Raw genomic sequence first — 25,375 nt, forward strand, 5'->3', positions numbered from 1 at the left:
TCGGTCGAATGGACCAAACGGTCAGGCCGTATCTAAATCGACATAAATTGAAACAGTCTGACAGGGGAACTTCTCAGGAATAAATTACAGGAGCAAATGCAAAGCATTACCATTCGCGCGTTTGAATTCTTCTACCCTTTCGGATGCGCTTTTCAATGCCTGCCCCGTTCCGCCTCACGCCTGTCACCCTTGGATTGTCTGTCGTTCTGTCCAGCGGTTTTGCTTACTCTGCCACCGAGCTGCCCGCTACCGCGATCCGCGCCGAAGAACAAGCCGAGGACCCGCGCGTCAAGATCAGCAACACCGCCACCCGCACCTCAACGCCAGTGCGCTATGTGCCGCAAGCGATCGATTCGATCAAGACGTCGAACGTCGCCAACTACGGCACCCATGACATCGGCGACGCCTTGAGCGGCATTCCCAACGTCAGCAGCAGCGCCGACACTCGTTTCGACAGCCTGCGTATCCGTGGCTTCGATGCCAGCAACGACTTTTATCTGGACGGTGTTCGCGACGACAGCCAATACAAGCGCGACTTGCATAATATCGAGCGGGTCGAAGTGCTCAAGGGCCCGGCAGCGGTCCTTTATGGACGTGGCAGTCAGGGCGGGATCGTCAACCGCGTGAGCAAGATGCCCGAGTCTGGCCGTCGCTCGACCATCGAAGCCCAGGGTGGCAGCGAAGACCTGCGTAGCCTTTATGCCGATCTCAGCACCGACCCGAGCGAGAACCTCAGCTTGCGCCTGAACATGGGCAACATGGATGAAAACAGCTTCCGCGACGGCGTCAGTGGCAACCGCCAGTTGTTCGCGCCGTCAATGAGCTGGCAACTGACCCCGGACCTGAACTGGCTGGTGCAATACGAATACAGCCGTTACAACCGCACGCCGGATCGTGGCATTCCGGGGGTGAATGGCCGCCCGGCAGACGTCGGTCGCGACACCACCTACGGCAACGATCACGATTTCATCGACGACAAGGCGCAGTCCCTGCGTTCGAAGCTCACCTACGAGATCAACGACAACTGGCAATTGCGCCAGACCTTGGGCGTGTTCAAGCTCGACAGCGACTTCGACAACACTTACCTCACCGACTTCGACCCGAAAACCAACAAAGTCGCGCGCCAGCACTGGCAACAGGACCTGACCACCCGCAACGTCTATAACAACATTGAGCTGGAAGGCGGATTCGACACGTTTGGTCTGGAGCATCGCCTGTTGACCGGCGTCGAGATCGGCAGCCAGCGTCGCGATCCGACGTTGTACAACGCCGCGACCGGCAAGACTCCGGGCGCGCAGCCGGTGCCGTCGCTTGACCTGTTCAACCCCAACCGCGAGCTGCGCCACACGGGCAGCATGCAGGTGTTCAGCGACAGCCACACCGAAGTCGAAAGCCGCGCGGTCTACGTGCAGGACCAACTGCGCCTGAACGATCAATGGCAACTGCTGGCCGGCCTGCGCTACGACACCTTCGATATCGAGTCGACCAACCAGCTCAAGAACATTTCCGAAGATCGCGACAGCCACAGCACCAGCCCGCGCTTCGGGATTGTCTGGACGCCGCTGCAGAATCATTCGTTCTACGCCTCGTGGTCCAAAACCTTCTCGCCGGTGGGCGGTGGCCTGGTCGGCATCACCCCGGGCGCCGCCGGCAATAGCAACGACTTGAGTCCCGAGCTGACCAAACAGAAAGAAATCGGGGTGAAAAGCGACTGGCTCGACGATCGCCTGAGTACCACGCTGGCGGTCTATGACCTGGAGCTCTACAACCGCCGCACCACTGATCCCAATGACCCGACCCTGACCGTCATGACCGGTCTGCAGCGTTCACGCGGCATCGAGTTGACCGCGACCGGCAAACTCGTCGGCAATTGGTACATGCGTGGTGGCGTCGGCGTGCAGGACACGACCATCGAGAAAGACAACAACGGCCTGGAAGGCAAGCGCGTCAACAACGTGGCCAAACACAACGGGAGCCTGTTCCTGACCTGGAAACCGGAAATGGGCTGGTACGGCGAAACCGGCCTGACCCTGGTCGGCCAGCGTTATGCCGACAACGCCAATACCACCGTGTTGCCGGGCTATGGGCGCTGGGACGCACTGGTCGGCTACCGCTTCAAGGACTGGGACTTGCGCGCGGCGCTGAACAACATCACTGACCGTGAGTACTACGCCTCGGCCACCAGCAAAAATCAGATCCAGCCAGGTGCACCGCGCAGCGTGGTGATGACCGGCACCTATTCCTTCTGATTCAACCCAATACCTGTAGGAGTGAGCCTGCTCGCGATGACTATTTAACATTCAACAGATTCGTTGGCTGTTACTCCGCCATCGCGAGCAGGCTCACTCCTACAGTGGTTTTGTTTTGTGCATAAAAAAAGCGCCGCCATCCCGGCAGCGCTTTTACCAATCCTTGTTGTTTTTCTTATCCTTCCATCACAGCCCATAACGCTTCCAGTTCGGCCTCGCTGAACAGGCCAGCGGGGTAGCGCTCGATCATCATCCGGCGCGGATCAGGTTCCCTGATCTGACGCGTTCCGTTGGATTTCAAAAAGTGCGCGACAATCTGGAGCGATTCGCCGTTTACGGCCATGGGATGCAAAGTCCGCTCGCTGACTACGTTCACTTCGGCGTTCATTTCAGCGCTCTCTCCCCGTTCGTGAGCGGCTACGTTATCCAAGGTTTATGACAGAACTGTTGAAGTTCCTCCCTCTCCCTAGTGCGCTTTGTCCGATACAAGAGCTATGCCAAGGTTTGCGATTTGTCGACAAGCGGATACAAAGAAGCCCGCGGTCCAACAGGGCCGCGGGCTTCTTTACATCAATAGCGAGCTAATTTTTGCCTGACCGATTTATGAATCAACTCAAGCTGTTACGTCTCAACTCACTCTTTGTGCGGGGCAGGCTGCTGTTGGGTAAGGCAGTGGATATTGCCGCCGCCCAGTAACAGTTCACGGCCCGGCACCATCACCACTTCGTGCTGCGGGAACAGCTTCTGCAGGATTTCCCGCGCAGGAGCATCCATCGGATCGTCGAAGCTCGGCGCGATGATGCCGCCGTTGACGATCAGGAAGTTCACGTAGGAGCCGGCAAGACGCACGGACGGGTTGCGCTCCTGCGTACCGTCGACTGGATCGACACCGGCGCACTCTTCTTCGGTCGCGTACAGCGGCCCCGGAATCGGCATCTTGTGCACCGTGAACGGGCGGCCCTTGGCATCGGTGCTGCTTTGCAGCACTTTCATCGCGGCCTGGCAGCGCGGGTAGTTCGGATCCTGTGGATCGTCGGTCCACGCCAGCAGCACTTCACCCGGACGCACGTAGCAGCAGAAGTTATCCACATGGCCGTCGGTTTCGTCGTTGAACAGGCCATCCGGCAGCCAGATGATCTTATCCACCGACAGGTTGGCGCGAAGCACCGCTTCAATCTCTTCGCGGCCCAGGTGCGGGTTGCGATTGTGGTTGAGCAGGCACTCTTCGGTGGTGATCAGCGTGCCTTCGCCGTCGACGTGAATCGAACCGCCTTCAAGCACAAAACCTTCAGTGCGATAGCGCGGGCTGCGCTCGATTTCGAGGATCTTGCCACCGACCTGCGAATCACGGTTCCACGGCGCGTACAGCCCGCCTTCAAAACCACCCCAGGAGTTGAAGTCCCAGTTCACACCGCGCACTTCGCCGCTGTTGTTGATGACGAACGTCGGGCCGGTATCACGCACCCAGGCGTCATCGCTGGACATCTCGACCACGCGGATATTCGGTACGTCGAGGCGCGCACGGGCGTTTTCGTACTGGCCGGCCGACACGGCAACGGTCACTGGTTCGAAACGGGCGATGGCCTTGGCCACTGCAACATGCGCAGCCTGCGCCGGCTTGCCACCCAGGCGCCAGTTGTCCGGACGCTCAGGCCAGATCATCCAGGTCTGGGTCTGCGGCGCCCACTCGGCCGGCATGTAGAAGCCATCGTCACGCGGGGTACTGTTCAAAGTGGTCATCGGGATCTGAACTCCAGGGAACCGTCGAGGGTTTTCAAAGCAATGGCGACTTTATAACCGATAAATATCGTATTTTAAATGCTTGAATACGCAGAAAGACTAAAAAACTCATAATAATCCCGATACAAATCGAATTAACACTTAATTCCTGTGGGAGCGGGCTTGCTCGCGAAGGCGGCACAGCAGTCGATATCACTTTTGAATGAAAAATCGTATTCGCGAGCAAGCCCGCTCCCACAAAAAGCAGCGTTTACAGGCCCTCTTCGAGCACGCGATCGAGCATGTCGACAAAGAAGTCCACACTGCGGCGCGACGTGACCATCGGCGGTTTGATCTTGAGAATATTCAGGTCATCGCCGGTCGGCTGCATGAAGATCCCCAGCTCACGCAGGCGATCGCACAACAGAGTGGTCTCCTCGGTCGCCGGCTCCAGCGTCTCGCGATTGCGGATCAGCTCCACCCCCAGATAGAAGCCGGAGCCATGCACCGCGCCCACCAGCGGATGTTTATCGATCAATGCTTCAAGACGCGCCTTGAAGTGACCGCCGACCACTTGCGCGTTTTCCCAGAGCTTCTCTTCTTCCATCACATCCAGTACCGCCATGCCGATCTGGCAACTCACCGGGCTGCCGCCAGCCGATGAGAAGAAATAGCCTTCAGCCTCCAGCGCTTCGGCGATTTCCCGGCGCGTAATCACCGCGCCGAGCGGCTGGCCGTTGCCCATGCCCTTGGCCATGGTGATGATGTCCGGCACCACGCCCTGCTCTTCGAAGCCCCAGAAAAAGTGGCCCATACGCCCATAACCGACCTGGACTTCGTCGGCGATGCATACCCCACCCTGTGCACGCACCAGCGCATAAACCTGTTTCAGATAAGTTGGCGGCAGCGAGATACCGCCGGCGTTGCCATACACTGGTTCGCAGATGAAACCGGCCAGTTGGCGTTCTTGTGCAGCGATATGCGCCAGTTGCGCTTCGACGCTGCGCACATAGTCCGGTGCAGAATCGAGACCGCGGAACTCACCGCGATAGATATTCGGCGCGGTCACCGGGTGCACCCAGTCCGGACGGCTTTCCAGCGCTCGCGGGTTGTCGGCAACCGACGTCGACACCGCATCGGCACCGACCGTCCAGCCGTGATAAGCCTCCAGCACGCTGAGCATGTCGCGCCCGCCGCTGTAGGCCCACGCCAGACGGATCGCCAAGTCGTTGGCCTCGCTGCCACTGTTGACCAGAAACACTCGGTCCATGCCTTCCGGCGCCAGCTTCAGCAAGCGCTCGGAGAACTCCGCCACCGCTGCATAGTTGAAGCGCGAATTGGTGTTGAGCAGCGACCACTGCCGCGCCGCCACTTGGGCCATGCGCGGATGGCCATGGCCAAGCACCGCGACGTTGTTGAGCATGTCGAGGTAGGAGCGGCCCTGCATGTCGATCAGGTGATTGCGCCAGCCGCGTTCGATGCGCGGCGGGTCGACGTAATAGTGTTTTTGCGTGCGGGCGAAACTGGCGTCGCGCCGTTCGAGCAAGGTTTTCGCGTCCAGCTCCGGCTCGGCATCGCAGGCCAGACCCAGCAACGCCGCCGGCGATGGGCACAACGCCTGCCACGCAGCCGCGCGCGAAGGGCTGCAGAACAACGGCGCATCCAGCGCTGCCACACGGCTCAACTGCACCTTCAACGGCCCACCGACCGAACCCAGCACCTGACCTTTGACCAGCGCCGCGCCGCTGTGCAGCGAGGCGTTCACGCCCCACAGGCGCACGCTCAACTGCGGACCGTCGAGTTGCAGTACGCCTTCCGCCGCGTGATGCAGAACACCGGCAAACGGCGCCTCCACGGCCGAACCTTGCGGCACGCGCAACTCAACGTGCAGCGGGAAGGTGTCCGGCTCGACCGCACTGTCCGCTCGCGTCTGCGACAAGCGACATTGCCCATAACGACTCGCCGCCAGGCCATGCGCGGCGGCAGCTTCCGTCAGCAGCCGCTGATCAATGCCGTCCTGCTCCCAGTTGCCCGCCTCGAAATGCGGACTGAGGACACCCAGGTCGATCAACGCGAATTCGCGCCCGACCAGCTCTGGCAACAACGGCGCAAAACCTTCACTGCCGATGGCCGGCAGAGGCTGGCCGACCGACGTGAGGATCGCCGCCTCCATCAACGCCAGCGGCACCGAAGTCGCCACGTGGAAAATCTCCCACTCGTGGCCAAGATTGTCGCGGCTGTAAGTGTTGCCCGGATCGATGCTGACCTGCTGCTCGCCACTGAGCACCAGCACCGCCGCCCGCGCCACGATCAGCGGCCACAGTGCCTGCAACTCTTCATGATGCAGCGGATTGACCGCGTGATAGGCCTGCACCGCCGGCAGAATCACGAACGGATCACCGCCGGCATGGTGCAGCAGCGCCGCGCACGTCACCGACAAATCGGTGATCCGCCAGGTGCGCACCAGATCACCGAAATCGATCACGCCCTGCAATTGCCAGTGGCGCCGGGCGTCCCGTTGCCAGACGGCGTTATCGTCGGTGATGTCCATGTGAATCGCCTGCACCGGCAGCTTGTCCTGCAATGGCTGCAGGCGGCGCTCGGCCTGTTCGGCGGCATCAGCGATCAATGTGCGCTGGCGCTCGTCCTGAATCACCGGCAGCAGATGGTTGATCAGCGCACTGGCATGGCGTGCATCCCACTGCAGGGTGCGCTCAAGACCCGGGTGGTCGAAACCGGCCAGCGCCAGGTCCATCTCGCCACACAGCTGACCAAAACCGGCCACCACGCCGTGGCCCAGGTGCTCAAGATGGGTCAGCGGCTGGCCTTCGATGTAGTCCAGCAGCCGCACGTGCACCGGCTCGCCATTGGCCTGCAGAGACAACAGATCTGCGCCGTTTTTGGCCGGGATAACCTTGGGCACATGCACCGACGAGTGCTCAGCGAGGTACTTGAGACCCGCATGCTGGGCCTGCAGCTCTACCAGCGCGTAATCGCCACGGCAGATTTTCAGGACAAAGCGCCCACGCTCACTGTCGACCCGGTAATTGAGGTCCTGCTGACTGCCCAGCGCCTGTAACGTGCCGCTGAGCCCGTAATGCTCCGCCAGCCACTGCCGGGCCTGCGCCTCAGAGACCTGTGGGCTGGGCAAACTGGCGCGATGAATCAACGTGGCGAGCGGCATGAAACGACCCCTGAAATTTTATTAGGCGCCTATATCGCCATTGCTGCGGAGGATGCGCAACCCCCGATCGCGGTTATTCAGGCGCTCGCATCCGCCGACGCTTTGCGCAAGAATGTCGGCCATTCACATCTATCTGGAAAAACCTCATGAATGTAATCACCACCGATCTGCCCGGTGTTCTGATCATCGAACCCAAGGTATTTGGTGACGAGCGCGGCTTCTTCTACGAGAGTTTCAATGCCAAGGCGTTCCAGGAGGCAACCGGTCTGGACACCCAATTCGTCCAGGACAACCATTCGCGCTCGCAAAAAGGTGTGTTGCGCGGCCTGCATTACCAACTGCAGAACACCCAAGGCAAACTGGTCCGGGTAACCGCAGGTGAAGTGCTTGATGTGGCCGTGGACATCCGTCGCAGCTCGCCGCACTTTGGCAAATGGGTTGCCGTCCGCCTGTCGGCTGAAAACCACCGTCAACTGTGGGTTCCGGAAGGTTTCGCGCATGGTTTCGTGGTGCTGAGCGAGTTCGCAGAATTCCTCTACAAGACCACCAACTACTACGATCCATCGTCCGAGCGCAGCATTCGCTGGGACGATCCCGCTTTGGGCATCGACTGGCAACTGGACGAAGCGCCGAAGCTGTCGGCCAAGGATCAGGCCGGTGCGCTGCTCAAGGACGCTGACGTCTTCGCCTGAGCCTAGGCATAATGCGCCTGTTCACTCAGGCGCATCCGGCTCATGAAACCATCTCTTCCCCGCAGGCCCCGCTGGCGCAGCCTCGCTCTGCTGGCCCTGTGCCTGGCGCCGCTGCTGTGGCCGCTGGAACATCTGGCCGAGCGCTATTACCGCAGTGAACTGGCCGGGCAAAACCGCCAGACCCTCGACCTCTATGTCGCCAACCTGTTGGGCACCCTGCACCGCTATGAAGTGTTGCCGCAGATTCTCGGCGATCTGCCGGCCCTGCGCGCCGTGCTCGGGGCACCGGACGACGGCGTCACCCAAGGCAACGCCAATCGCCTGCTGAAAAACATCGCCGCACAGACCGGCGCCGAAGTCATGTACCTGATGGACACCAGTGGCCAGACTCTGGCGGCGTCGAACTGGGACAAACATGACAGTTTCGTCGGACGCAATTTCGCTTTCCGTCCGTATTTCAGCGAAGCCATGGCCGGGCGTCTGGGGCGTTTCTTCGGCCTTGGCACTACTTCGGCCAAACGCGGTTATTTCTTCGCCGCCGCAGTGCGCAACGGCGAAAAAATCATCGGCGTGCTGGTGATCAAGGTCGATCTCGACCACACCGAAAGCCTGTGGGGCAAGACCCCGGAGCAACTGCTGGTGACCGATCACAACGGCGTGGTCATCCTCACCTCACGCCCGGAATGGCGCTTTCGTTCGACCCGAATTTTGAGCGATACCGAGCGCTCGGCGATCACCGCCATCCTGCCCTATCCGACCCGCGAACCGCGCCCGCTGAACCTCAGCGACAGCGCCTGGCTGATCCAAACCGTCGACATCGCCGAAACCGGCTGGAGCGTCAGCATCCTTGCCCCACGCACGCTGATCGACCGCCCGGTGCGAACCGTTGTGGCGATCGGTGGCGCCACACTGTTGGTGGTGATGCTGTTGCTCGGATTGATGATGCAGCGCCGCCGGCATTATCTGGAGCGCATCGCGTTCGAAGCCAAGGCCCGTCGCGAACTGGAAGGTCGAGTGGCGGAGCGAACCAGCGATCTGGAGGGCCTCAACCGCCGTCTCAAGCAGGAAGTACTGGAGCGTGAACAGGCCCAGCAGGAGCTGGTACGCGCCCAGGACGATCTGGTCCAGGCCGGCAAACTGTCGGCGCTGGGTACCATGTCGGCAAGCATCAGCCACGAACTCAACCAGCCGCTGGCGGCGATCCGCAGCTACGCCGAAAACGCCGAAGTGCTGCTCGATCATCAGCGCACCGACGATGCTCGCGGCAACCTCAAACTGATCAGCGAACTGACCGGGCGCATGGCCTCGATCATCGCCCACCTGCGCGCCTTCGCCCGCCGCGACCGCCACGCCCCGGAAAGCGTCGCCCTGCAACCGGCGCTGGACGATGCGCTGGCGTTGCTGGCCAAACGGCGCCGCAGCATGGAGGTCGAATTGATCCGCGACCTGCCCGCCGCCACCCTGTGGGTCGAAGCCGGGGAAACCCGTCTGCGCCAGGTGCTCGGCAACCTGCTGGCTAACGCCCTCGATGCCCTCACCGAAAAAGGCCCGCCGCGCAAACTGTGGCTGAGTGCCGAATCCACTGCCGAAGGCGTCAATCTGTACATTCGCGACAACGGCCCGGGGTTCTGCATGGAAGCCCTTGGCCGCGCCAGCGAGCCCTTCTACACCACCAAGACCCGCACGCAGGGGCTTGGGCTGGGGCTGGCGATCTGTGAAACCCTGATGCGCGCCTTCGGTGGTGAACTGTCGTTCGCCAACCACAAGCAAGGTGGCGCCTTGATCACCCTGCGGCTGCGCGCCGGCGCGCCCGGGGTCAGCCTGCAACCGTCCGAGGATCGAAGTGCATGACCATCGACAATCGCATTCAGGTGGTGTTGATCGACGACGATCCGCACCTGCGTCAGGCCCTCGGCCAGACCCTGGACCTGGCCGGCCTGAAAATCCTCCCGTTGTCCGAAGCCAAAGGCCTCGCCGCACAACTGGAGCGTGACTGGCCTGGTGTGGTGGTCAGCGACATCCGCATGCCGGGCATGGACGGTCTGGAGTTGTTGAGCGAACTGCACGCTCAGGATCCCGAGCTGCCGGTGCTACTGATCACCGGCCACGGCGACGTGCCGCTGGCGGTGCAGGCGATGCGTGCCGGCGCCTATGACTTTCTGGAAAAACCGTTCGCCAGCGATGCGCTGCTCGACAGCGTGCGCCGCGCCCTGGCCCTGCGCCGCCTGGTGCTGGACAACCGCAGCCTGCGTCTGGCCCTGAGCGACCGCAACGAATTGAGTGCCCGACTGGTCGGCCATTCGGCGCCGATGTTGCGCCTGCGCGAGCAGATCGGCGCGCTGGCCGCGACCAAGGCTGACGTGTTGATCCTCGGTGAAACCGGCGCCGGCAAAGAAGTCGTGGCCCGTGCGCTGCACGACTTGTCGAGCCGACGCAACGGCCCGTTCGTGGCGATCAACGCCGGAGCGCTGGCCGAGTCGGTGGTCGAAAGCGAACTGTTCGGGCATGAGCCAGGCGCCTTCACCGGCGCGCAGAAACGCCGGATCGGCAAGTTCGAGTTCGCCAATGGCGGCACGCTGTTTCTCGACGAAATCGAAAGCATGAGCATGGACGTGCAGGTAAAACTACTGCGCATGCTGCAAGAGCGTGTGGTCGAACGCCTCGGCGGCAATCAGTTGATCCCGCTGGACATCCGCGTCATCGCCGCGACCAAGGAAGACCTGCGCCAGGCTGCCGATCAGGGGCGCTTTCGTGCCGACTTGTATTACCGCCTGAACGTCGCGCCGCTGCGCATTCCGCCATTGCGCGAACGCGGCGAAGACGCACTGGTGCTGTTCCAGCATTACGCCGATGAAGCCAGCGCCCGCCATGGCTTGCCGCCGCATGAACTGCAACCGGCGCAACGCGCCCTGCTGCTGCGCCACACCTGGCCGGGCAACGTGCGCGAACTGCAGAACGCTGCCGAGCGTTTCGCTCTCGGCCTGGAACTGGCGCTGGATAACAGCGGCGCCGAGGGCGGCGGCACTGTTGCGGAGGTCATCAGCGGAGGCCTGAGCGAGCAAGTGGAAAACTTCGAGAAATCGTTGATCGCCGCTGAGCTGGCGCGCGCCCACAGCTCGGTACGCAGCCTCGCCGAAGCCCTGGGGATTCCGCGCAAGACCCTGCACGACAAGCTGCGCAAGCACGGGTTGAATTTCGCCGACAGTGGCGCCCATGGAGACGAAACCGAATGAACCGCGACAGCCGCTATCTGGAATCCGTGCTGCATCACGATATTCCGCTGACCCGCGAGATGGGCCTCAAGGTACTCGACTGGCGTGAGCAACAGCTGAGCCTGCACTTGCCGTTGGCGCCGAACGTCAATCACAAGAGCACCATGTTCGGCGCCAGCCTCTACTGTGGTGCGGTGCTGGCAGGTTGGGGCTGGCTGCATTTGCGCCTCAAGGATGAAGGCGTCGAAGACGGGCACATCGTGATTCAGGAAGGGCAGATCAGCTATCCGCTGCCGGTGACCGGCGACGCCACGGCGATTTGCCCGGCACCCGAAGCGGCGGTGTGGAAGAAATTTCTGGCGATGTATCGGCGTTACGGACGGGCACGGTTGACGCTCAATACACGGATCGTCAATGCCGGTAGTGATGAGGATGCGGTGACCTTCAGCGGGCAGTACGTTCTGCACCGCTGAGTCTTCAGTGATGCACCTATCACTTGTGGCGAGGGGATTTACCCCCGACCGGCTGCGCAGCAGTCGCAATTCATGTCGTACGTAGATTGGGACCGCTACGCGGTCCATCGGGGATAAGTCCCCTCACTACAATGCTGTATGCAGGACTCAGGAGCGGGCCAGTTCCAGTAGCCTTGCGCGCCACGCCGCTTTCGCCGGCAGCGCCAGAAAGAATTCATTGAGCAGCGATTCCCGCGCCGGATAACAAAACGCTTCGCCCTGCAGATCCAATACCTCGCCGCCAGCACCTTCGAGCACGCCCTGCGCCGCAGCGGTGTCCCATTGCGAAGTCGGCGCCAGTCTTGGGTAACAATCCGCGGCACCTTCGGCCAACAGACAAAACTTCAGCGAACTGCCGATGTTTGCCAGTTGCAACTCGCCCAGGCTGGCGCTCAAACCGGCGAGCAGGCGCTCCTGCTCCGGACTCGAGTGCCGACGGCTCGCCACCACGGTGAACGCTTCATCGGGGGCGAGCACATCCCGCACTTGAATCGCGATCGGCGTTGCGTCCTTGTCGCCGCGCCACGCGCCAAGACCGGCACCGCCCACATAAAACCGGCCACTGGTCGGCATCGATACCACACCAAACACTACCCGACCGTTTTCGATCAGGGCGATGTTGACGGTGAATTCTTCACTGCCACTGATGAATTCCTTGGTGCCATCCAGCGGATCCACCAACCACCAGCGCTGCCACCCGGCACGCACACTCTGCGGGATGTCGGCGTCTTCTTCGGAAAGAATCGGAATGCTGGAATCCAGCACGGTGAGTCCGGCCACGATCACATGGTGCGCAGCCAGGTCTGCCGCTGTCACCGGGGAATCATCGGACTTCGCGGTGACTTCAACACCGGCGCGCCAAAACGGCAGGATCGCCTCGCCAGCTCGCAATGCCAGCTCAATCACCGGCGCCATCAACGGGTGGGGAAAACTCATCGACGTCTCACTCATGCCTGAAAGAACCCGCGTTGCGTCAGCAGATCACGGGCCAGATACAGTGCCGCCAAGGCACGACCTTCGGTAAATTGCGGATTTTGCGCCAGCGCCACCAGTTCACGCAGGTTGACCTTGTCGACCCGCATCGGCTCGGGCTCGTCGCCCTCCAGGCGCTCTTCGTAGAGATCGGTGGCCAGCACCACCTGAATCTTCTGGCTCATGTAACCGGGCGACAGCGACAGCTCGGTCAGGTGCTCCAGTTGGCGGGCGCCAAAACCGGCCTCTTCCTTGAGCTCGCGCTCGGCCGCTGCCAGCACATCCTCACCCGGCTCGATCAAGCCTTTGGGCAGGGACAGTTCGTATTCGTCAGTGCCGCCGCAATATTCCTCGACCAGCACCGCGTGTTCGCTGTCGAGCATCGCCACGATCATCACCGCGCCATAGCCCGCACCTTTGCCGACCAGACGCTCGTAGGTGCGCTCCACGCCATTGGAAAAACGCAGCTTCAGTTCTTCGACGCAAAACAGGCGACTGGTGGCGACGATCTCGCGGGCGAGTACAGTGGGTTTCTGGCGCATGCAAAGCTCCTTGGCGTGAACGCGCTACTATAACGCGGCTTTCCCGATTGTTTGTGTCGGATATCTTTCTACCGCTCGAGACGTTGCCATGCCTTCTTTACCCTGGTCTGACATCGATACCGTCCTGCTGGACATGGACGGTACGTTGCTGGATCTGCACTTCGACAACCATTTCTGGCTGGAACACCTGCCCCAGCGCTACGCCGAACTGCACGGTGTCAGCCGGGCCATGGCCGACATGGAGTTGCAGCCGCTGTTCGAGCGCCATGCCGGTCAGCTGCAGTGGTATTGCCTGGACTTCTGGAGCACCGAACTGAAACTCTCGGTGCGTGAACTGAAACTGGAAACCGCGCACCTGATCGCGCTGCGTCCGGATGCCGACACGTTTCTGCAAACGATCAAACAGGCTGGCAAACGGGTGATCATGATCACCAACGCACACCGCGATTCACTGTCGCTGAAACTGGAGCGGGTTGAACTGGCGCCGTATTTCGAACGGCTGATCAGCTCCCACGATTACGGTTTCCCCAAGGAGAATCCACAGTTCTGGGATGCCTTGCAGGCAGACATCGACTTTGATCCGGCGCGCAGCCTGTTTATCGATGACACCCTGCCGATCCTGCGCAGTGCGCGAAGTTTTGGTGTGGCGCATCTACTGGCGGTCAAAGAGCCGGACAGCCGCAAAGGGCCGAAGGACACCGCCGAGTTTGCGGCGGTCGAGGATTATCGCGAGTTGATCATCGGGCTTTGAGACGGGTTGGCCCATTCCCGAGCAGGCTCGCTCCTGCATTGAAATGCAGTCCGATGTGGGGCGAGCCTGCTGGCGCTAGCGAACTTGAGGATTACTTCGGAATACGAAGCTTCTGCCCTGGATAAATCTTGTTCACATCCTTGAGCATCGGTTTGTTGGCCTCGAAGATCTTTTCGTACTGGTTGGCATTGCCATAAACCCGCAGCGAGATCGCACTAAGAGTGTCCCCGGCCTTAACTTCAACAAACTCGGCAGCCACCACCACCGGACCGGTCACCGTGATCTGGTCATCCACACTGCCAACACCGGCAATATTACCCACCGCCAGCAGAATCTTTTCCTTCTCCTCCTGGCTCGCTACGTCACCGGTAACCGTGACCTTGTCGCCGTCCACGGTCGCCTGAACATTCGGATTGCCCAACCCGACCTTGCTGATATGTTCCTTCAACTGCTCGCTGGCATTGGCGTTGCCCGGGGTCAACAGGTCGATCAGTTTTTCGCCGGCTTCTTTCACAAAGCTAAAAATACTCATAGCGCACACTCCTTGATTTGGGTTCCAGACGCCCAAGCCTAGACCACACCAAACAAAAGCGGTTCCAGACTGACCAATGACCCACCCGTCACCGGGGCCTGCCCCCTTCGCAGCAGTGACAGCGCATCAATTGTTACAAGCTGTGCATGGAGGTCGGGAAAACGCACCGATCACCGGCGACTTCAACCGATCGCCCCCCACAGACCCTCGCCCTCCGGGCCTGATCAGGCGTCGTGAGGCCCCGCGTTCAGTGTTGGCCGAGGTCTGCATCGACAGCTTGATCGACGCCATCTATCAATAGATCGACAGTAGCGATTAGACGCGACAAGTTGCCGCGCCTAGTCTTAGCGTTGATCAATCCGTCGGTGATGCCATGAACGCCAAGCGCCCAGCCTGCGCGGCGCCTGCACTCGAAACGCCCGCGCCCGCCGCCAGCCAGACTTACAGCTACAGTGACCTGCCCCTTGTGGAATCGGCCAGCACCGCGCTCGCCGAGGAAGTTGCGTTGGCGATTGCCTACAACGGCATCAGCCAGGCCGTGATGCTGGTGACGCCAACGGATCTGGAAGACTTCATCGTCGGCTTCAGCCTCGGCAGCGGCATCATCGAGGACGCCAGCGACATCTATGACCTGCAACTGACCGGCGCAGGCTCCGCGCAATACGCGCAAGTGACCATCGCCAACCGCGCATTCTGGAACCTCAAGCAACAGCGTCGGCAACTCGCCGGCACCAGCGGCTGCGGATTGTGCGGCGTCGAGGCGGTGGAACAGGCGTTGCCCGACCTTAACGTGTTGCCCGGCGCACCGTTGCCGCCCGCCGCATGGCTCGACGGCCTGCGCCAGCGCATCGGCGCGTTCCAGCCACTCGGCCAGCACTGCGGCGCGGTACACGCGGCGGTGTTCATGAATGCCAGCGGTGAATTGCTGCTGGGTCGCGAAGACATCGGCCGGCACAACGCCCTCGACAAGCTGATCGGCGGCCTGATCCGCCAAAAGATATCCACAGACGGTGGCCTGGCGATCGTCACCAGCCGTTGCAGCCTCGAATTGATCCAGAAAGTCCTGCGCGCCGGCATCCAGACCCTGGTCAGCCTGTCCGCACCCACGGGCCTTGCCGTGCAATGGGCCCGTCGCCACAACCTCAATCTCATCCACCTGCCGCAGAAGAATGCGCCGCGGGTCTACAGCCCAGCGATGGAGAATCAAGCGTGAGCCAACATCATCAAGCCGACCAGAAACCCGTCCCGCGCTACAAACCCTACAAGGGTGCCGCCGGTGGCTGGGGTGCCCTGATCAGTGTGGCCCAGGCCTGGTTGACCAGCGACAACGCGCTGAAGAACCTGCGCATGATGCTCAAGACCAACCAGAACGGCGGCTTCGACTGCCCGGGCTGCGCGTGGGGCGATTCGCCGGAAAGCGGCATGGTCAAGTTCTGCGAGAACGGCGCCAAAGCGGTGAACTGGGAAGCGACCAAACGCCGGGTGGACGGCAAATTCTTCGCCAAACACAGCGTGACCGCGCTGCTGGAGCAGAGCGACTACTGGCTTGAATACCAGGGCCGCCTGACCGAACCGATGGTCTACGACGCCCAGACCGACCGCTACAAACCCATTGCCTGGGACGACGCCTTCGCCCTGATCGGCAAGCACCTGCAAGCCCTGTCGAGCCCGGATCAAGCCGAGTTCTACACCTCGGGCCGGGCCAGCAACGAAGCGGCGTACCTGTATCAGCTGTTCGTGCGCTCCTACGGCACCAACAATTTCCCCGACTGCTCGAACATGTGCCACGAGGCCAGCGGTGTGGCGTTGGCGCAGAGCGTTGGCGTCGGCAAAGGCACCGTGACCTTCGACGACTTCGAACACGCTGACGCGATTTTCGTCTGGGGCCAGAACCCCGGCACCAACCATCCACGGATGCTCGAACCGCTGCGTGAAGCGGTGAAACGCGGCGCGCAAGTGGTGTGCATCAACCCGTTGAAAGAGCGTGGACTGGAACGTTTCCAGCACCCGCAGCACCCGATCGAAATGCTCACCAACGGCGACAAGCCGACCAACACCGCGTACTTCCGTCCGGCACTGGGCGGCGACATGGCGCTGCTGCGCGGCATGGCCAAGTTCCTTCTGCAATGGGAGCGCGATGCGCAGAAGGCTGGCGCCCCGGCGGTGTTCGATCACGACTTCCTCAATGCCCACAGCGCCAACGTGCTGGAGTACCTCGGCGTGGTCGATGACACGCCGTGGGAGCAGATCGTCGAGCAATCCGGCCTGACGTTGGTGGAAATCGAGCAAGCCGCGCGCATGTATGCCAAGGGCAAGAACGTGATCATGTGCTGGGCGATGGGCATCACCCAGCATCGCCACTCGGTGCCGACCATCCAGGAAATCGCCAACCTGATGCTGCTGCGCGGCAACATCGGCAAACCCGGCGCCGGTCTGTGCCCGGTACGCGGCCACAGTAACGTGCAGGGCGACCGCACCATGGGCATCAACGAGCGCCCGCCGGTGGCCTTCCTCGACTCGCTGGAACGGCGCTTTCAGTTCAAGGTGCCACGTGAGAACGGGCACAATGTGGTCGAGGCGATTCACGCCATGGCCGAGGGCCGCGCCAAGGTCTTTATCGGTTTGGGTGGCAACTTCGCCCAGGCCACACCGGACAGCCCGCGCACCTTCGCGGCGCTGAGCAATTGCGACCTGACCGTGCAGATCAGCACCAAGCTCAACCGCAGCCATCTGGCCCACGGTAAAGACGCTTTGATTCTGCCGTGCCTGGGTCGTACCGACATCGACATCCAGACCGAAGGCCCGCAAGCGGTCACCGTGGAAGACTCCTTCAGCATGGTTCACGCCTCCAACGGCCAGTTGCAGCCGCTGTCGAACCAGATGCGCTCGGAACCGGCGATCATCGCCGGTATCGCCGCCGCCACGCTGGGCAGCAAACCGGTGGACTGGAACTGGCTGGTGGCCGACTACCGACGCATCCGCGACCTGATCGCCGACACCATTCCAGGCTTCAAGGACTTCAACGAGAAGGTCAAAAACCCAGGTGGTTTCTACCTCGGCAACTCGGCCGGCGCGCGCAAATGGAGTACCTCATCGGGCCGGGCCAATTTCCGCGCCAACATGCTGCCCAAGGATCTGGTGCACGAACGCACCCGCGCCACCGGGCAACTGCCGGATCTGATCCTGCAATCGATGCGTTCCCACGATCAGTACAACACCACGATCTATGGTCTCGACGACCGTTATCGCGGGGTCAAGGGCCAGCGCGATGTGCTGTTCGCCAACGAGGCCGACATCATTCGCCTGGGCTTCCGTCCGGGGCAGAAGGCCGACATCGTGTCGCTGTGGGACGATGGTCGTGAGCGTCGGGTGAAGGGCTTTACCTTGCTGGCGTTTGATATTCCGGCGGGGCAGGCAGCGGCCTATTACCCGGAAGTGAATCCGCTGGTGCCGCTGGAAAGCACCGGGGAAGGCAGCCATACGCCGACGTCGAAGTTCATTGCGATCCGGCTCGAGGCAGCGAGTGAGACCGGGTTGATCATGGCCAAGTCCGCGTAAAGCGCTGTCAGCACCCTTGCTATCGCGAGCAGGCTCACTCCGACAGTTGAACTGTGTTCTATCTGTAGGAGTGAGCCTGCTCGCGATAGCGGTGGCTCATTCAACGCAATTCTTTGTACCCTGCACCTTTCAAGCGCCCACAAAAAAGGCCGCTTTTTTACAAAAGCGGCCTGTCCGAAGTAGCTAAAGACTGGCAAAAATCGCTTAAGTTCCGCAGTTAAAACAGCAACTTGCATAATTGTATACAGGTCGTGTTATTCGTCGGATTTCGATTGTCAGCCTTGTTACACAGCCTCAGGATCGCGCCGTCATCCCTTTGAGGCTCATCTATGAAGTTCTCCTCGATTCTCTTGTTGTCCCTTGGCCTGGTCAGTGGCTTCGCTTCTGCCGGAGGCACCGCCGAAGCAGGCGTGGGCGGCGCATTGGGCGGGGTTCTTGGCTCGGTCGTCGGTCAGTCTTTAGGCGGCAGCACAGGTTCAACCATTGGCGCAGCCCTGGGCGGCGCGGGTGGTAGCGCGGTGGGCGCCAACAAACACAGCCGTGGTGAAGCAGCCATTGGCGGTGCGTTGGGTGCAGCCGGCGGTAACGTGGTTGGCCGCAGCATGGGCGGCACCACCGGCAGCCTGATCGGCGCCGCAGCAGGTGGCGGCGCCGGTGGCGCGCTGGGCAACTACATGGGCAACCAGAGCAATGACGAAGGTCGTCATTACGATCGTGGCCGTGACGACCGTCGCTACTACCGCGACGAACATCGTGGTCGCGGCCATGCCTACGGCCATCGCAAGCATCACCGCTACTATCGCGACTAACGCGTTGCGTTAAGCGGGAAAGCAAAAATCGCAGCCCTGGGGCTGCGATTTTTTTTGCCCGGATTCAAACCACCAGGCGTCCCAACGCATCACGCAATCTACCTGGAATCGGTACCGGTTGATTGGACGTTCGATCCACGAACACATGGACAAAACGTCCCGCTGCACACGCCTCGCTTTCACCGACCTTGAACACCGCCAGCTCGTATTGCACCGAACTGTTGCCCAGCTTGCCGACCCGCAGACCAATCTCGATCAGGTCCGGAAAAGCAATCGAGGCAAAATAGTCACAGGCCGAACTGACCACGAACCCCACCACCTCACCGTCATGAATATCCAGACCACCGACCTGGATCAGGTAGGTATTCACCGCTGTGTCGAAGAAGCTGTAATAGGTGACGTTATTCACATGCCCGTAGGCATCGTTGTCGTGCCAGCGCGTGGTGATGGGCTGGAAGTGCGGGTAGTCGGTGCGTTGGGGCATCGGGTTGGACATCGGCATTGATCCATGAAGTTTTGTGAGCAGTCTAAGGCTAAATCCGCGGCGTGGTCTTCGTCGGAACGCCGCCGGATCTTAACGATCGGCAAACCCCTTCCCTTGCACCGCCAGCTCGTCAATCAACCGCGCAGGTTTCCACTGATCGCCCTGCCGCGTCTCCAGCGCCAGCAAGCGCTGATGAATATCCGCCAGCCCCTGTTGATCTGCCCACGCCATTGGCCCGCCTTTGTCTGCCGGGAAGCCATAACCGTTCAGATACACCAGATCAATGTCATGCGCCGACTCGGCAATATCTTCCTGCAGAATCTTTGCGCCCTCGTTGACCAGCGCCAACAGGCAACGCTCGAGAATTTCCTCCGGACCGATCTCACGACGCTGGAAGCCCAACTCCTCACTGACCCGCAACACCAGCGCATCGACCTCAGGGTCATGCTCAGCCTGACGGCTGCCCGGTTCGTAATGGTAATAACCGTTACCGGACTTCTGGCCAAATCGGCCCAGCTCGCACAATCGGTTATCCACTTGAACCTCAGGCGCGTCCTGACCGATGCCGACCAGCTCACGGGCACGCCATTCGAGATCGATACCGACCACGTCGTACATGCGAAACGGCCCCATGGCAAAACCAAACCCCTGCAACGCCGCGTCCACCTGCTGCGGATAAGCGCCTTCGAGCAGCATCTTGCGTGCCTCCAGCACATACGGATGCAGCATGCGATTGCCGATAAAACCATGGCAGTTGCCCGACACCACACTGACTTTGCCCATGCGTTTGCCCAGTGTCAGCGCAGCCTCCAAAACCGCCGGTGAAGTCTGCGCACCGCGGACGATTTCCAGCAGTTTCATGATGTGCGCCGGGCTGAAGAAGTGCAGGCCCAGCACTTGCGCTGGACGCCGGGTAGCCGCGGCAATCGCATCGATATCCAGCGCCGACGTATTACTCGCCAACAATGCTTCAGGTTTGAGCAGGCCATCCAGTTCGCGAAAGATCTTCTGCTTGAGCTCAAGGTTTTCGTACACCGCTTCGATCACCAGATCGACATTACGGATCGCCGCGTAATCGGCCGCCGTGCTGATCCGTGCAATACGTGCATCCGCTTCGACCTGATCGATCCGGCCCTGCCGCACGTTGTGTGCATAAGTGTCCGCTACCGTGCCCAGCGCCTGCTCAAGCATCTGCGGATTGTTATCAACCCACTGCACAGCGATGCCGGCATTGGCCAGGCACATGACAATGCCACGGCCCATGGTGCCCGCGCCAATCACGGCAGCTTGCTGAATATCGAAGGATGTCTGGCTCATGTTGTTCTCTTGTTGGCGATCCGAAGACAGCCTTCACCATAGTCATGCACCGGGTGTTTTTGAAGTTTATTACCGTGATGAGCGACATTCAGCGCATGGATGCAGGCCGAGGGTCAGCGTTCATCCGGGCAAATGACTGTCAGCCCAGCTGCGGACTTCGGCGTACGGATACTCTTCCAACGCCGCATACCCGGAAATCGTCCGCGCCTTGAGCCTGGTGAACAGCGGCACACTGATCCCGCACAGAAACCGCGTCAGCCGCTCTGCCGTCGGCGCACTACCAGTGTGCTGTTCGTGTCTGTGGATAAAATCACCGCACAGCGATGCGAAATTCTTATCCACAAGCGCCGGCAATTCCGGTGGAGGCGGCAGACGCGCAATCTCCCCATGACACACCGAACAGTGCCCGCACTGCTCGGGCGCGTTGTGGTCGCCGAAGTACTCGGCCAGGCGATAACCCAGGCAGCGCTCGGTGGCAAACAGCTCGAGCATCGCGTGAATCCGGGCGATTTCAGTCTGCTCATGCCCCGTGAAATACTCGTGTAACTCAGCGCTCAACACCGCGCTGTCGAAGTCACTGTGCAGCACGTTGTAGACCTCGGTCATCTGCTTGCTCTCAAGCTCGACCCAGCCTTTCTCCTGAAAGTAATCCAGCGCCGTCACCACCCGATTGCGCTCAGCCGAATACTGCGTGTACATCGCTTCGAAATTCACCGTGGCCCAGGTGCGTGCGCGGCTGGAGGTCTGGATGATCGCCGCGACAAAATTCCTGCGCTCACCTTCGAAACGCTCAAGCAACGCATCCGGTTCCAGCAGGTATTTGAAACGGTACTCGGCGTAATACGCATAGCGCGGCGCGATCAGGCCTCGCAGCTCCAGTTGCACCAGCAGTGTCTTGAGCGGCAACGAGCGAATGTTGCTTTGATCGGCCAGCGGCCCGAGCAGAAACTCCCACTGTCCTTCTGGCGCAGCAGCCTGCATTTCCTCCAGCACACCACGAATCCCTTCGCGCTCCGGGGTGTCGCCGTAAACGAAGTTTTCCAGCACGTTGAGGCTGTCACGATTGGCCAGTACCAGACAGTCCGAGGGCTGTCCGTCACGGCCGGCACGACCGATTTCCTGACTGTAGTTTTCGATGGATTTGGGCAGGTCGAAATGCACCACGTTGCGGATGTCGCTCTTGTCGATGCCCATGCCGAAAGCAATGGTTGCGACGATGCAATTGGATTGCCCGGCCATGAAGCGCTTCTGTATGCCCTCGCGTTGATCGTGCGGTAATCCGGCGTGATACGCCTCGGCTTGAATGCCGTTGCGCCCAAGATGCTCGGCGATGTGCTCGGCGGTTTTTTGCAAGGTGACGTAGACGATGCTCGGCTGCCCCGCGCGCTCACTCATCCATTGCACCAGGCGTCGGCGCTTGTCCTGACCGCGCACCGGTTCCACCAGCAGATTGAGGTTGGGCCGGTAGAAACCGGTGGTCACCACATCGGCTTCAGCGATGGCAAATTTGGCCTGCATGTCGGCAATCACTTTCGGCGTCGCCGTGGCCGTCAGCAGCAGGGTTTGCGGGATATTGAACTGGCGCTGGTAGTCCGGCAGTTTCAGATAGTCGGGGCGGAAGTTGTGGCCCCACTCCGAGATGCAATGCGCCTCGTCGACCACCAGCAGCGAGATCGGCACCTGCTGCAAAAAGTTGCGGAAGCGCTCGTTCTTCAGGCGCTCCACCGAGATCATCAGAATCTTCAATTCACCCGAACGGGCGCGAGCCATCACATCATTGGCGTCATCCCGGCTTTGTGCCGAATCGATGCTGCCGGCACTGATACCGTGACGTTTGAGGAACGTCAGTTGGTCCTGCATCAGCGCCAGTAACGGCGAGACCACCAGGGTCAGATGCGGCAGCAACAGCGCCGGCACCTGATAGCAAAGCGACTTGCCGGAACCGGTGGGAAAAATCGCCGCTGCCGAGCGCCCGGCCAGCACAGCGCTGATCGCCGCCTCCTGCCCAGGTCGAAACTGTGGATAACCGAAAACCTGTTCCAGGGTGTTGTGCATGCGCTGTCACTCCGTTGACCGCTGTGATGCCAACAGCCTAGCGGGCGATCGCAGCGAGTCGAGAAAAGGCCGGGGTCAATTCAATACGGGATGATACAGCCCGATCGCTCTGCAATCAGAGCAAACAACCGACACGATTTGTTTATCGCCGAGTACGCCGGCAGGACGCTAACGTGCCTCCTTTCCCTGCGTTAACCGCATCACGCCAGGACGGCTGGTGCGCGCGGGATCTCACCAAGGAATCAACATGCCGCACACATTGAAGTTAACCGTAGCCCTTCTTATCAGCGCCCTGGTGCTGGGCGGCTGCATGCAGATTCCCGATGACCTGCCACTGCTCGCGACCCTCGCGCCAGCGCATCCAGGCCCGAGTGCATAGCCCCACTCAGGGCACCAACACCGCCACTCGCAATTGCTCGTCAAGTTCCCGCGCATGCACGCTCTGACTCCTGGCCGCCCACAGTGCATGGGCAGGGCTGACGTCACCGGTGAACGCCGCTGCCAACTGACGCAACTCGACAACACTGCGAACCCGTGGACAAAACATTTGCTCATCGCAACTCACACTGGCCTGCCGATAGGTGTTGAGAAGACGATCCCACAAGCCATTGCGCACTTGTCTGATCGACTTGAGCTGCAATTGTGCAACGCCAAGCCGTTGCTTCAGCTTCGATTCGTCCAGGGCCTCACTGGCCAGAAGAACCTTGCCGAACATCAGTACTTCAGCACGAGACGCGGTGTCGATACTCGCCTGGCTGGTAAGGGCATCGGGCCAACCGGTTCGGTCCAGATCGGCACGTACCAGCGCATTTACACCCTCGGAGGCGATAACCAACCGACAACCACTGACCCACAGCAACAAAATCAAGGCCATTCGTAGCCACTGCATACTCAATTCCCTTTAAGCGCGTATCGGACGTTTGGAAACGCCCTACAGATTCTGGCGCGCACCATACAGAGGTTTACTGCGAAGCGCCTGACAAACCCGTAGGAAATTTTTCACCTAGGGGTTTTGCCTGAAAAAACCCATGAATACGCGTAGGGCAAATGCCCGTACCACGGAAAACCCCCTACGAACTCTATCCACTTCGGCGGTCTTGTTCGGCTGCGTAACGCCCTTCTATAGTGGCCGGCGCGGCTGAAATACCCTATCGGCCCGAACGAGCGTCTTTGCAAAGGACCCGCCTCACCATGATCATCCGCTATCGCCCGCTCAAGACTTGCTACAGCGAAAACCCTGTATTGGTCATCGACACTCACGCCAGCCACAGCGACCTGCTCGATGCTGCCGACCAGCGTCTGCGCGCCGCCAGCGATTTGCTGGAAACGCTCTATTGTTTGTGTTTCAAACAATCTGACGTAAAAGATATACCGAACATCGTCAACGCACTTTATTTATTGATTAAGGATGGCTGCGACCTGCTTGAAGTTGCCAAGCAAACGCCTTCCTGAGCAAAACCAACTTCAACACTACAAACCCGGAAACAACACATCGCTTTATTTATTCATCTTATCAACACTAAGTTGTTGCTCTTACATCAACCAAGGGCAACACCATGACAGTTTTAACCATCTTTTTTTGTGGCACTGGCTCCAACAAATTTGATACTAACCATGCAAACTTCTGGGACGGTGAAATCGTTTCGACCTTGGCCTCGCATCATACCGGCCGCGAGTTCGCGGAGTGGATCGTGGTCGACGGCCCCGGCAGTGGCAACCTGCAAGCCGATGACCTGTTTACCGAAACCAAGGAATACGATTTGAGCGGCACCTTGTTTGGCAAGGGTTGGGAAGAAAACGTCCAGCACGCCATGAACATCATCAAAGGCAAATGCGACTGGCAGCGCCAGCAACTGACCGAAGCGGAATACAACCGCCTGAAGGCTGCCGGTATTCCTATTGAAGATGTAAAGGTTGAAGGCTCCTGGTTCTGGCGTAAATACAACTACGGCGATCGTAGTGTTACCCAGCAAAAATTACAGGAACAAATCATAAAGACCTTTCGTAAAGACAACGTCATCCCGACCAAAGTTAATCTGGTCGGCTGGAGCCGCGGCGGTATTAGTTGCCATATGTTGGCCAATGCAATGTTCAAGGACAGCGCACTGAAAAATATCCCGGTGAACATTTTTGCAATTGATCCAGTCCCCGGAATCAGCAATTTTCAAGATGAGCGGGTCAAACTGGCCACCAACGTCAAGGAATACGTCGCTTTCTACGCCCGCGACGAGCGCTCCAAAGGCTTCAGCTGCGTGATCCCGCAAACCGCCACGGGGACCAAAACCTCTGTCTATCCGATGGCCGGCCGCCACGCCACCCTGGCCGGCAACGCCACCGCCGGTGGCGGCGTGCCGACCAACAGCAGCGATTTGAAGGCGCTCGTCGATCCTGGCCGTATCGTCCGGCATTTCGCCGAAACATGTCTCAAGCGTTGGGGCGTATCTCTGACGAAAACGCTTAACCTCAGCGACGCCGACCTGAAAACGCTCACCGCCAACGTCGTTCGCGACGAAGCGAAATACAAACTGATGCACAACCTTTCCTACACCTACTTCACCGAACTGGACAAGGGTGAGCGCTACGTTTCGCTGGGCAGCAAAGGCGTTCCGTTCTCGACCGTCAAAGGCGCAATTTACACGCCAGCAACCGGGCTGGCGACCAGTGTGCTGGATATTTCGGCGTATGCGCATTTACGTTGAAAAGTGTTGATCGAACGATAGCGACGTCCTGCAAAATCTTCGTCCGGTTCCTACAGGATCAGAATCTTTGTCGCCTATCGAGGCTTGA

Annotated in this window: 22 protein-coding genes; 12 read left to right on the plus strand and 10 right to left on the minus strand. The window is 60.2% G+C overall.

Features of this window, described 5'->3' with window-relative positions; genetic code table 11:
• Nucleotides 1-155 precede the first annotated feature (155 nt).
• Nucleotides 156-2,249: a TonB-dependent siderophore receptor gene (locus tag PseAD21_RS04505; protein ID WP_102354652.1), complete on the plus strand. Its 2,094-nt coding sequence runs from the start codon at nucleotides 156-158 to the stop codon at nucleotides 2,247-2,249.
• A gap of 175 nt (nucleotides 2,250-2,424) precedes the next feature.
• Here the strand turns inward: PseAD21_RS04505 and PseAD21_RS04510 are convergent, their stop codons facing one another.
• The 3 genes from PseAD21_RS04510 to PseAD21_RS04525 all read right to left on the minus strand — a co-directional run bounded on the left by PseAD21_RS04510 (nucleotide 2,425) and on the right by PseAD21_RS04525 (nucleotide 7,152).
• On the minus strand, nucleotides 2,425-2,637 hold the full coding sequence (locus PseAD21_RS04510; protein ID WP_007961849.1) for a hypothetical protein: 213 nt from the start codon (nucleotides 2,635-2,637) through the stop codon (nucleotides 2,425-2,427).
• 245 nt (nucleotides 2,638-2,882) lie between these two features.
• Nucleotides 2,883-3,989 (minus strand): agmatine deiminase, encoded by a 1,107-nt coding sequence (gene aguA / locus PseAD21_RS04515; protein ID WP_102354653.1) that lies wholly within the window; start codon nucleotides 3,987-3,989, stop codon nucleotides 2,883-2,885.
• Nucleotides 3,990-4,239: 250 nt separating this feature from the next.
• Nucleotides 4,240-7,152 (minus strand): aminotransferase, encoded by a 2,913-nt coding sequence (locus PseAD21_RS04525; RefSeq protein ID WP_102354655.1) that lies wholly within the window; start codon nucleotides 7,150-7,152, stop codon nucleotides 4,240-4,242.
• A gap of 146 nt (nucleotides 7,153-7,298) precedes the next feature.
• Here PseAD21_RS04525 and rfbC point away from each other — a divergent pair, with 146 nt between their 5' ends.
• From rfbC to PseAD21_RS04545, 4 genes are read left to right on the plus strand one after another with little or no spacing between them, the layout of a single operon-like run.
• The gene (gene rfbC / locus PseAD21_RS04530) at nucleotides 7,299-7,844 is read left to right on the plus strand and encodes a dTDP-4-dehydrorhamnose 3,5-epimerase (protein WP_007961846.1); all 546 of its coding nucleotides are present in this window, start codon (nucleotides 7,299-7,301) and stop codon (nucleotides 7,842-7,844) included.
• A 42-nt stretch (nucleotides 7,845-7,886) separates the two neighbouring features.
• Nucleotides 7,887-9,695, plus strand: a complete 1,809-nt coding sequence (locus tag PseAD21_RS04535) for an ATP-binding protein (RefSeq protein WP_102354656.1) — start codon at nucleotides 7,887-7,889, stop codon at nucleotides 9,693-9,695.
• Complete coding sequence (locus PseAD21_RS04540) at nucleotides 9,692-11,077, plus strand: sigma-54 dependent transcriptional regulator (RefSeq protein ID WP_102354657.1); 1,386 nt, start codon at nucleotides 9,692-9,694, stop codon at nucleotides 11,075-11,077. Before PseAD21_RS04535 ends, PseAD21_RS04540 begins: the two co-directional genes overlap by 4 nt.
• Nucleotides 11,074-11,529 carry a YiiD C-terminal domain-containing protein gene (locus PseAD21_RS04545; RefSeq protein ID WP_102354658.1) on the plus strand — a complete coding sequence of 152 codons (456 nt, stop codon included), beginning with the start codon at nucleotides 11,074-11,076 and terminating at the stop codon, nucleotides 11,527-11,529. The genes PseAD21_RS04540 and PseAD21_RS04545 overlap by 4 nt, the downstream gene beginning before the upstream one ends.
• Nucleotides 11,530-11,676: 147 nt before the next feature.
• Here PseAD21_RS04545 and cysQ read toward each other — a convergent pair whose 3' ends face one another.
• Nucleotides 11,677-12,504 (minus strand): 3'(2'),5'-bisphosphate nucleotidase CysQ, encoded by an 828-nt coding sequence (gene cysQ / locus PseAD21_RS04550; protein ID WP_102354659.1) that lies wholly within the window; start codon nucleotides 12,502-12,504, stop codon nucleotides 11,677-11,679.
• A gap of 11 nt (nucleotides 12,505-12,515) precedes the next feature.
• Entirely contained in the window at nucleotides 12,516-13,082 is a 567-nt protein-coding gene (gene nudE, locus PseAD21_RS04555) for an ADP compounds hydrolase NudE (protein ID WP_102354660.1), read from the minus strand.
• An 88-nt stretch (nucleotides 13,083-13,170) separates the two neighbouring features.
• Between nudE and yrfG the strand changes: the two genes are divergently transcribed.
• Nucleotides 13,171-13,833, plus strand: a complete 663-nt coding sequence (yrfG, locus tag PseAD21_RS04560; RefSeq protein ID WP_102354661.1) for a GMP/IMP nucleotidase — start codon at nucleotides 13,171-13,173, stop codon at nucleotides 13,831-13,833.
• A gap of 91 nt (nucleotides 13,834-13,924) precedes the next feature.
• Here yrfG and lysM read toward each other — a convergent pair whose 3' ends face one another.
• Nucleotides 13,925-14,365 carry a peptidoglycan-binding protein LysM gene (gene lysM / locus PseAD21_RS04565; RefSeq protein ID WP_102354662.1) on the minus strand — a complete coding sequence of 147 codons (441 nt, stop codon included), beginning with the start codon at nucleotides 14,363-14,365 and terminating at the stop codon, nucleotides 13,925-13,927.
• Nucleotides 14,366-14,738: 373 nt separating this feature from the next.
• On the opposite strand from lysM, the gene fdhD reads away from it, so the two are divergent.
• The 3 genes from fdhD to PseAD21_RS04580 all read left to right on the plus strand — a co-directional run bounded on the left by fdhD (nucleotide 14,739) and on the right by PseAD21_RS04580 (nucleotide 18,732).
• Nucleotides 14,739-15,578 (plus strand): formate dehydrogenase accessory sulfurtransferase FdhD, encoded by an 840-nt coding sequence (gene fdhD, locus PseAD21_RS04570; protein ID WP_102354663.1) that lies wholly within the window; start codon nucleotides 14,739-14,741, stop codon nucleotides 15,576-15,578.
• Nucleotides 15,575-17,923 carry an FdhF/YdeP family oxidoreductase gene (locus PseAD21_RS04575; protein WP_102354664.1) on the plus strand — a complete coding sequence of 783 codons (2,349 nt, stop codon included), beginning with the start codon at nucleotides 15,575-15,577 and terminating at the stop codon, nucleotides 17,921-17,923. The genes fdhD and PseAD21_RS04575 overlap by 4 nt, the downstream gene beginning before the upstream one ends.
• 329 nt (nucleotides 17,924-18,252) lie before the next feature.
• Nucleotides 18,253-18,732: a glycine zipper domain-containing protein gene (locus tag PseAD21_RS04580; RefSeq protein ID WP_102354665.1), complete on the plus strand. Its 480-nt coding sequence runs from the start codon at nucleotides 18,253-18,255 to the stop codon at nucleotides 18,730-18,732.
• Nucleotides 18,733-18,796: 64 nt separating this feature from the next.
• Here the strand turns inward: PseAD21_RS04580 and PseAD21_RS04585 are convergent, their stop codons facing one another.
• The 3 genes from PseAD21_RS04585 to PseAD21_RS04595 form a co-directional block, all read right to left on the minus strand.
• Nucleotides 18,797-19,228 (minus strand): thioesterase family protein, encoded by a 432-nt coding sequence (locus PseAD21_RS04585; RefSeq protein WP_102354666.1) that lies wholly within the window; start codon nucleotides 19,226-19,228, stop codon nucleotides 18,797-18,799.
• 78 nt (nucleotides 19,229-19,306) lie between these two features.
• Nucleotides 19,307-20,533: a 3-hydroxyacyl-CoA dehydrogenase gene (locus PseAD21_RS04590; protein WP_102354667.1), complete on the minus strand. Its 1,227-nt coding sequence runs from the start codon at nucleotides 20,531-20,533 to the stop codon at nucleotides 19,307-19,309.
• Nucleotides 20,534-20,653: 120 nt separating this feature from the next.
• Entirely contained in the window at nucleotides 20,654-22,588 is a 1,935-nt protein-coding gene (locus PseAD21_RS04595; protein ID WP_102354668.1) for an ATP-dependent DNA helicase RecQ, read from the minus strand.
• A gap of 247 nt (nucleotides 22,589-22,835) precedes the next feature.
• On the opposite strand from PseAD21_RS04595, the gene PseAD21_RS29955 reads away from it, so the two are divergent.
• Nucleotides 22,836-22,967, plus strand: coding sequence for a hypothetical protein (locus tag PseAD21_RS29955; protein WP_256588093.1), 132 nt, complete (start codon nucleotides 22,836-22,838; stop codon nucleotides 22,965-22,967).
• A 6-nt stretch (nucleotides 22,968-22,973) separates the two neighbouring features.
• Here the strand turns inward: PseAD21_RS29955 and PseAD21_RS04600 are convergent, their stop codons facing one another.
• Complete coding sequence (locus PseAD21_RS04600) at nucleotides 22,974-23,477, minus strand: polysaccharide deacetylase (protein ID WP_102354669.1); 504 nt, start codon at nucleotides 23,475-23,477, stop codon at nucleotides 22,974-22,976.
• 302 nt (nucleotides 23,478-23,779) lie between these two features.
• Here PseAD21_RS04600 and PseAD21_RS04605 point away from each other — a divergent pair, with 302 nt between their 5' ends.
• On the plus strand, nucleotides 23,780-24,040 hold the full coding sequence (locus tag PseAD21_RS04605; RefSeq protein WP_102354670.1) for a hypothetical protein: 261 nt from the start codon (nucleotides 23,780-23,782) through the stop codon (nucleotides 24,038-24,040).
• A 104-nt stretch (nucleotides 24,041-24,144) separates the two neighbouring features.
• Nucleotides 24,145-25,287, plus strand: coding sequence for a hypothetical protein (locus PseAD21_RS04610; protein ID WP_102354671.1), 1,143 nt, complete (start codon nucleotides 24,145-24,147; stop codon nucleotides 25,285-25,287).
• Nucleotides 25,288-25,375 lie beyond the last annotated feature (88 nt).

The organism is Pseudomonas sp. AD21 (genome assembly GCF_002878485.1).
In the GTDB taxonomy this organism is placed as follows: domain Bacteria; phylum Pseudomonadota; class Gammaproteobacteria; order Pseudomonadales; family Pseudomonadaceae; genus Aquipseudomonas.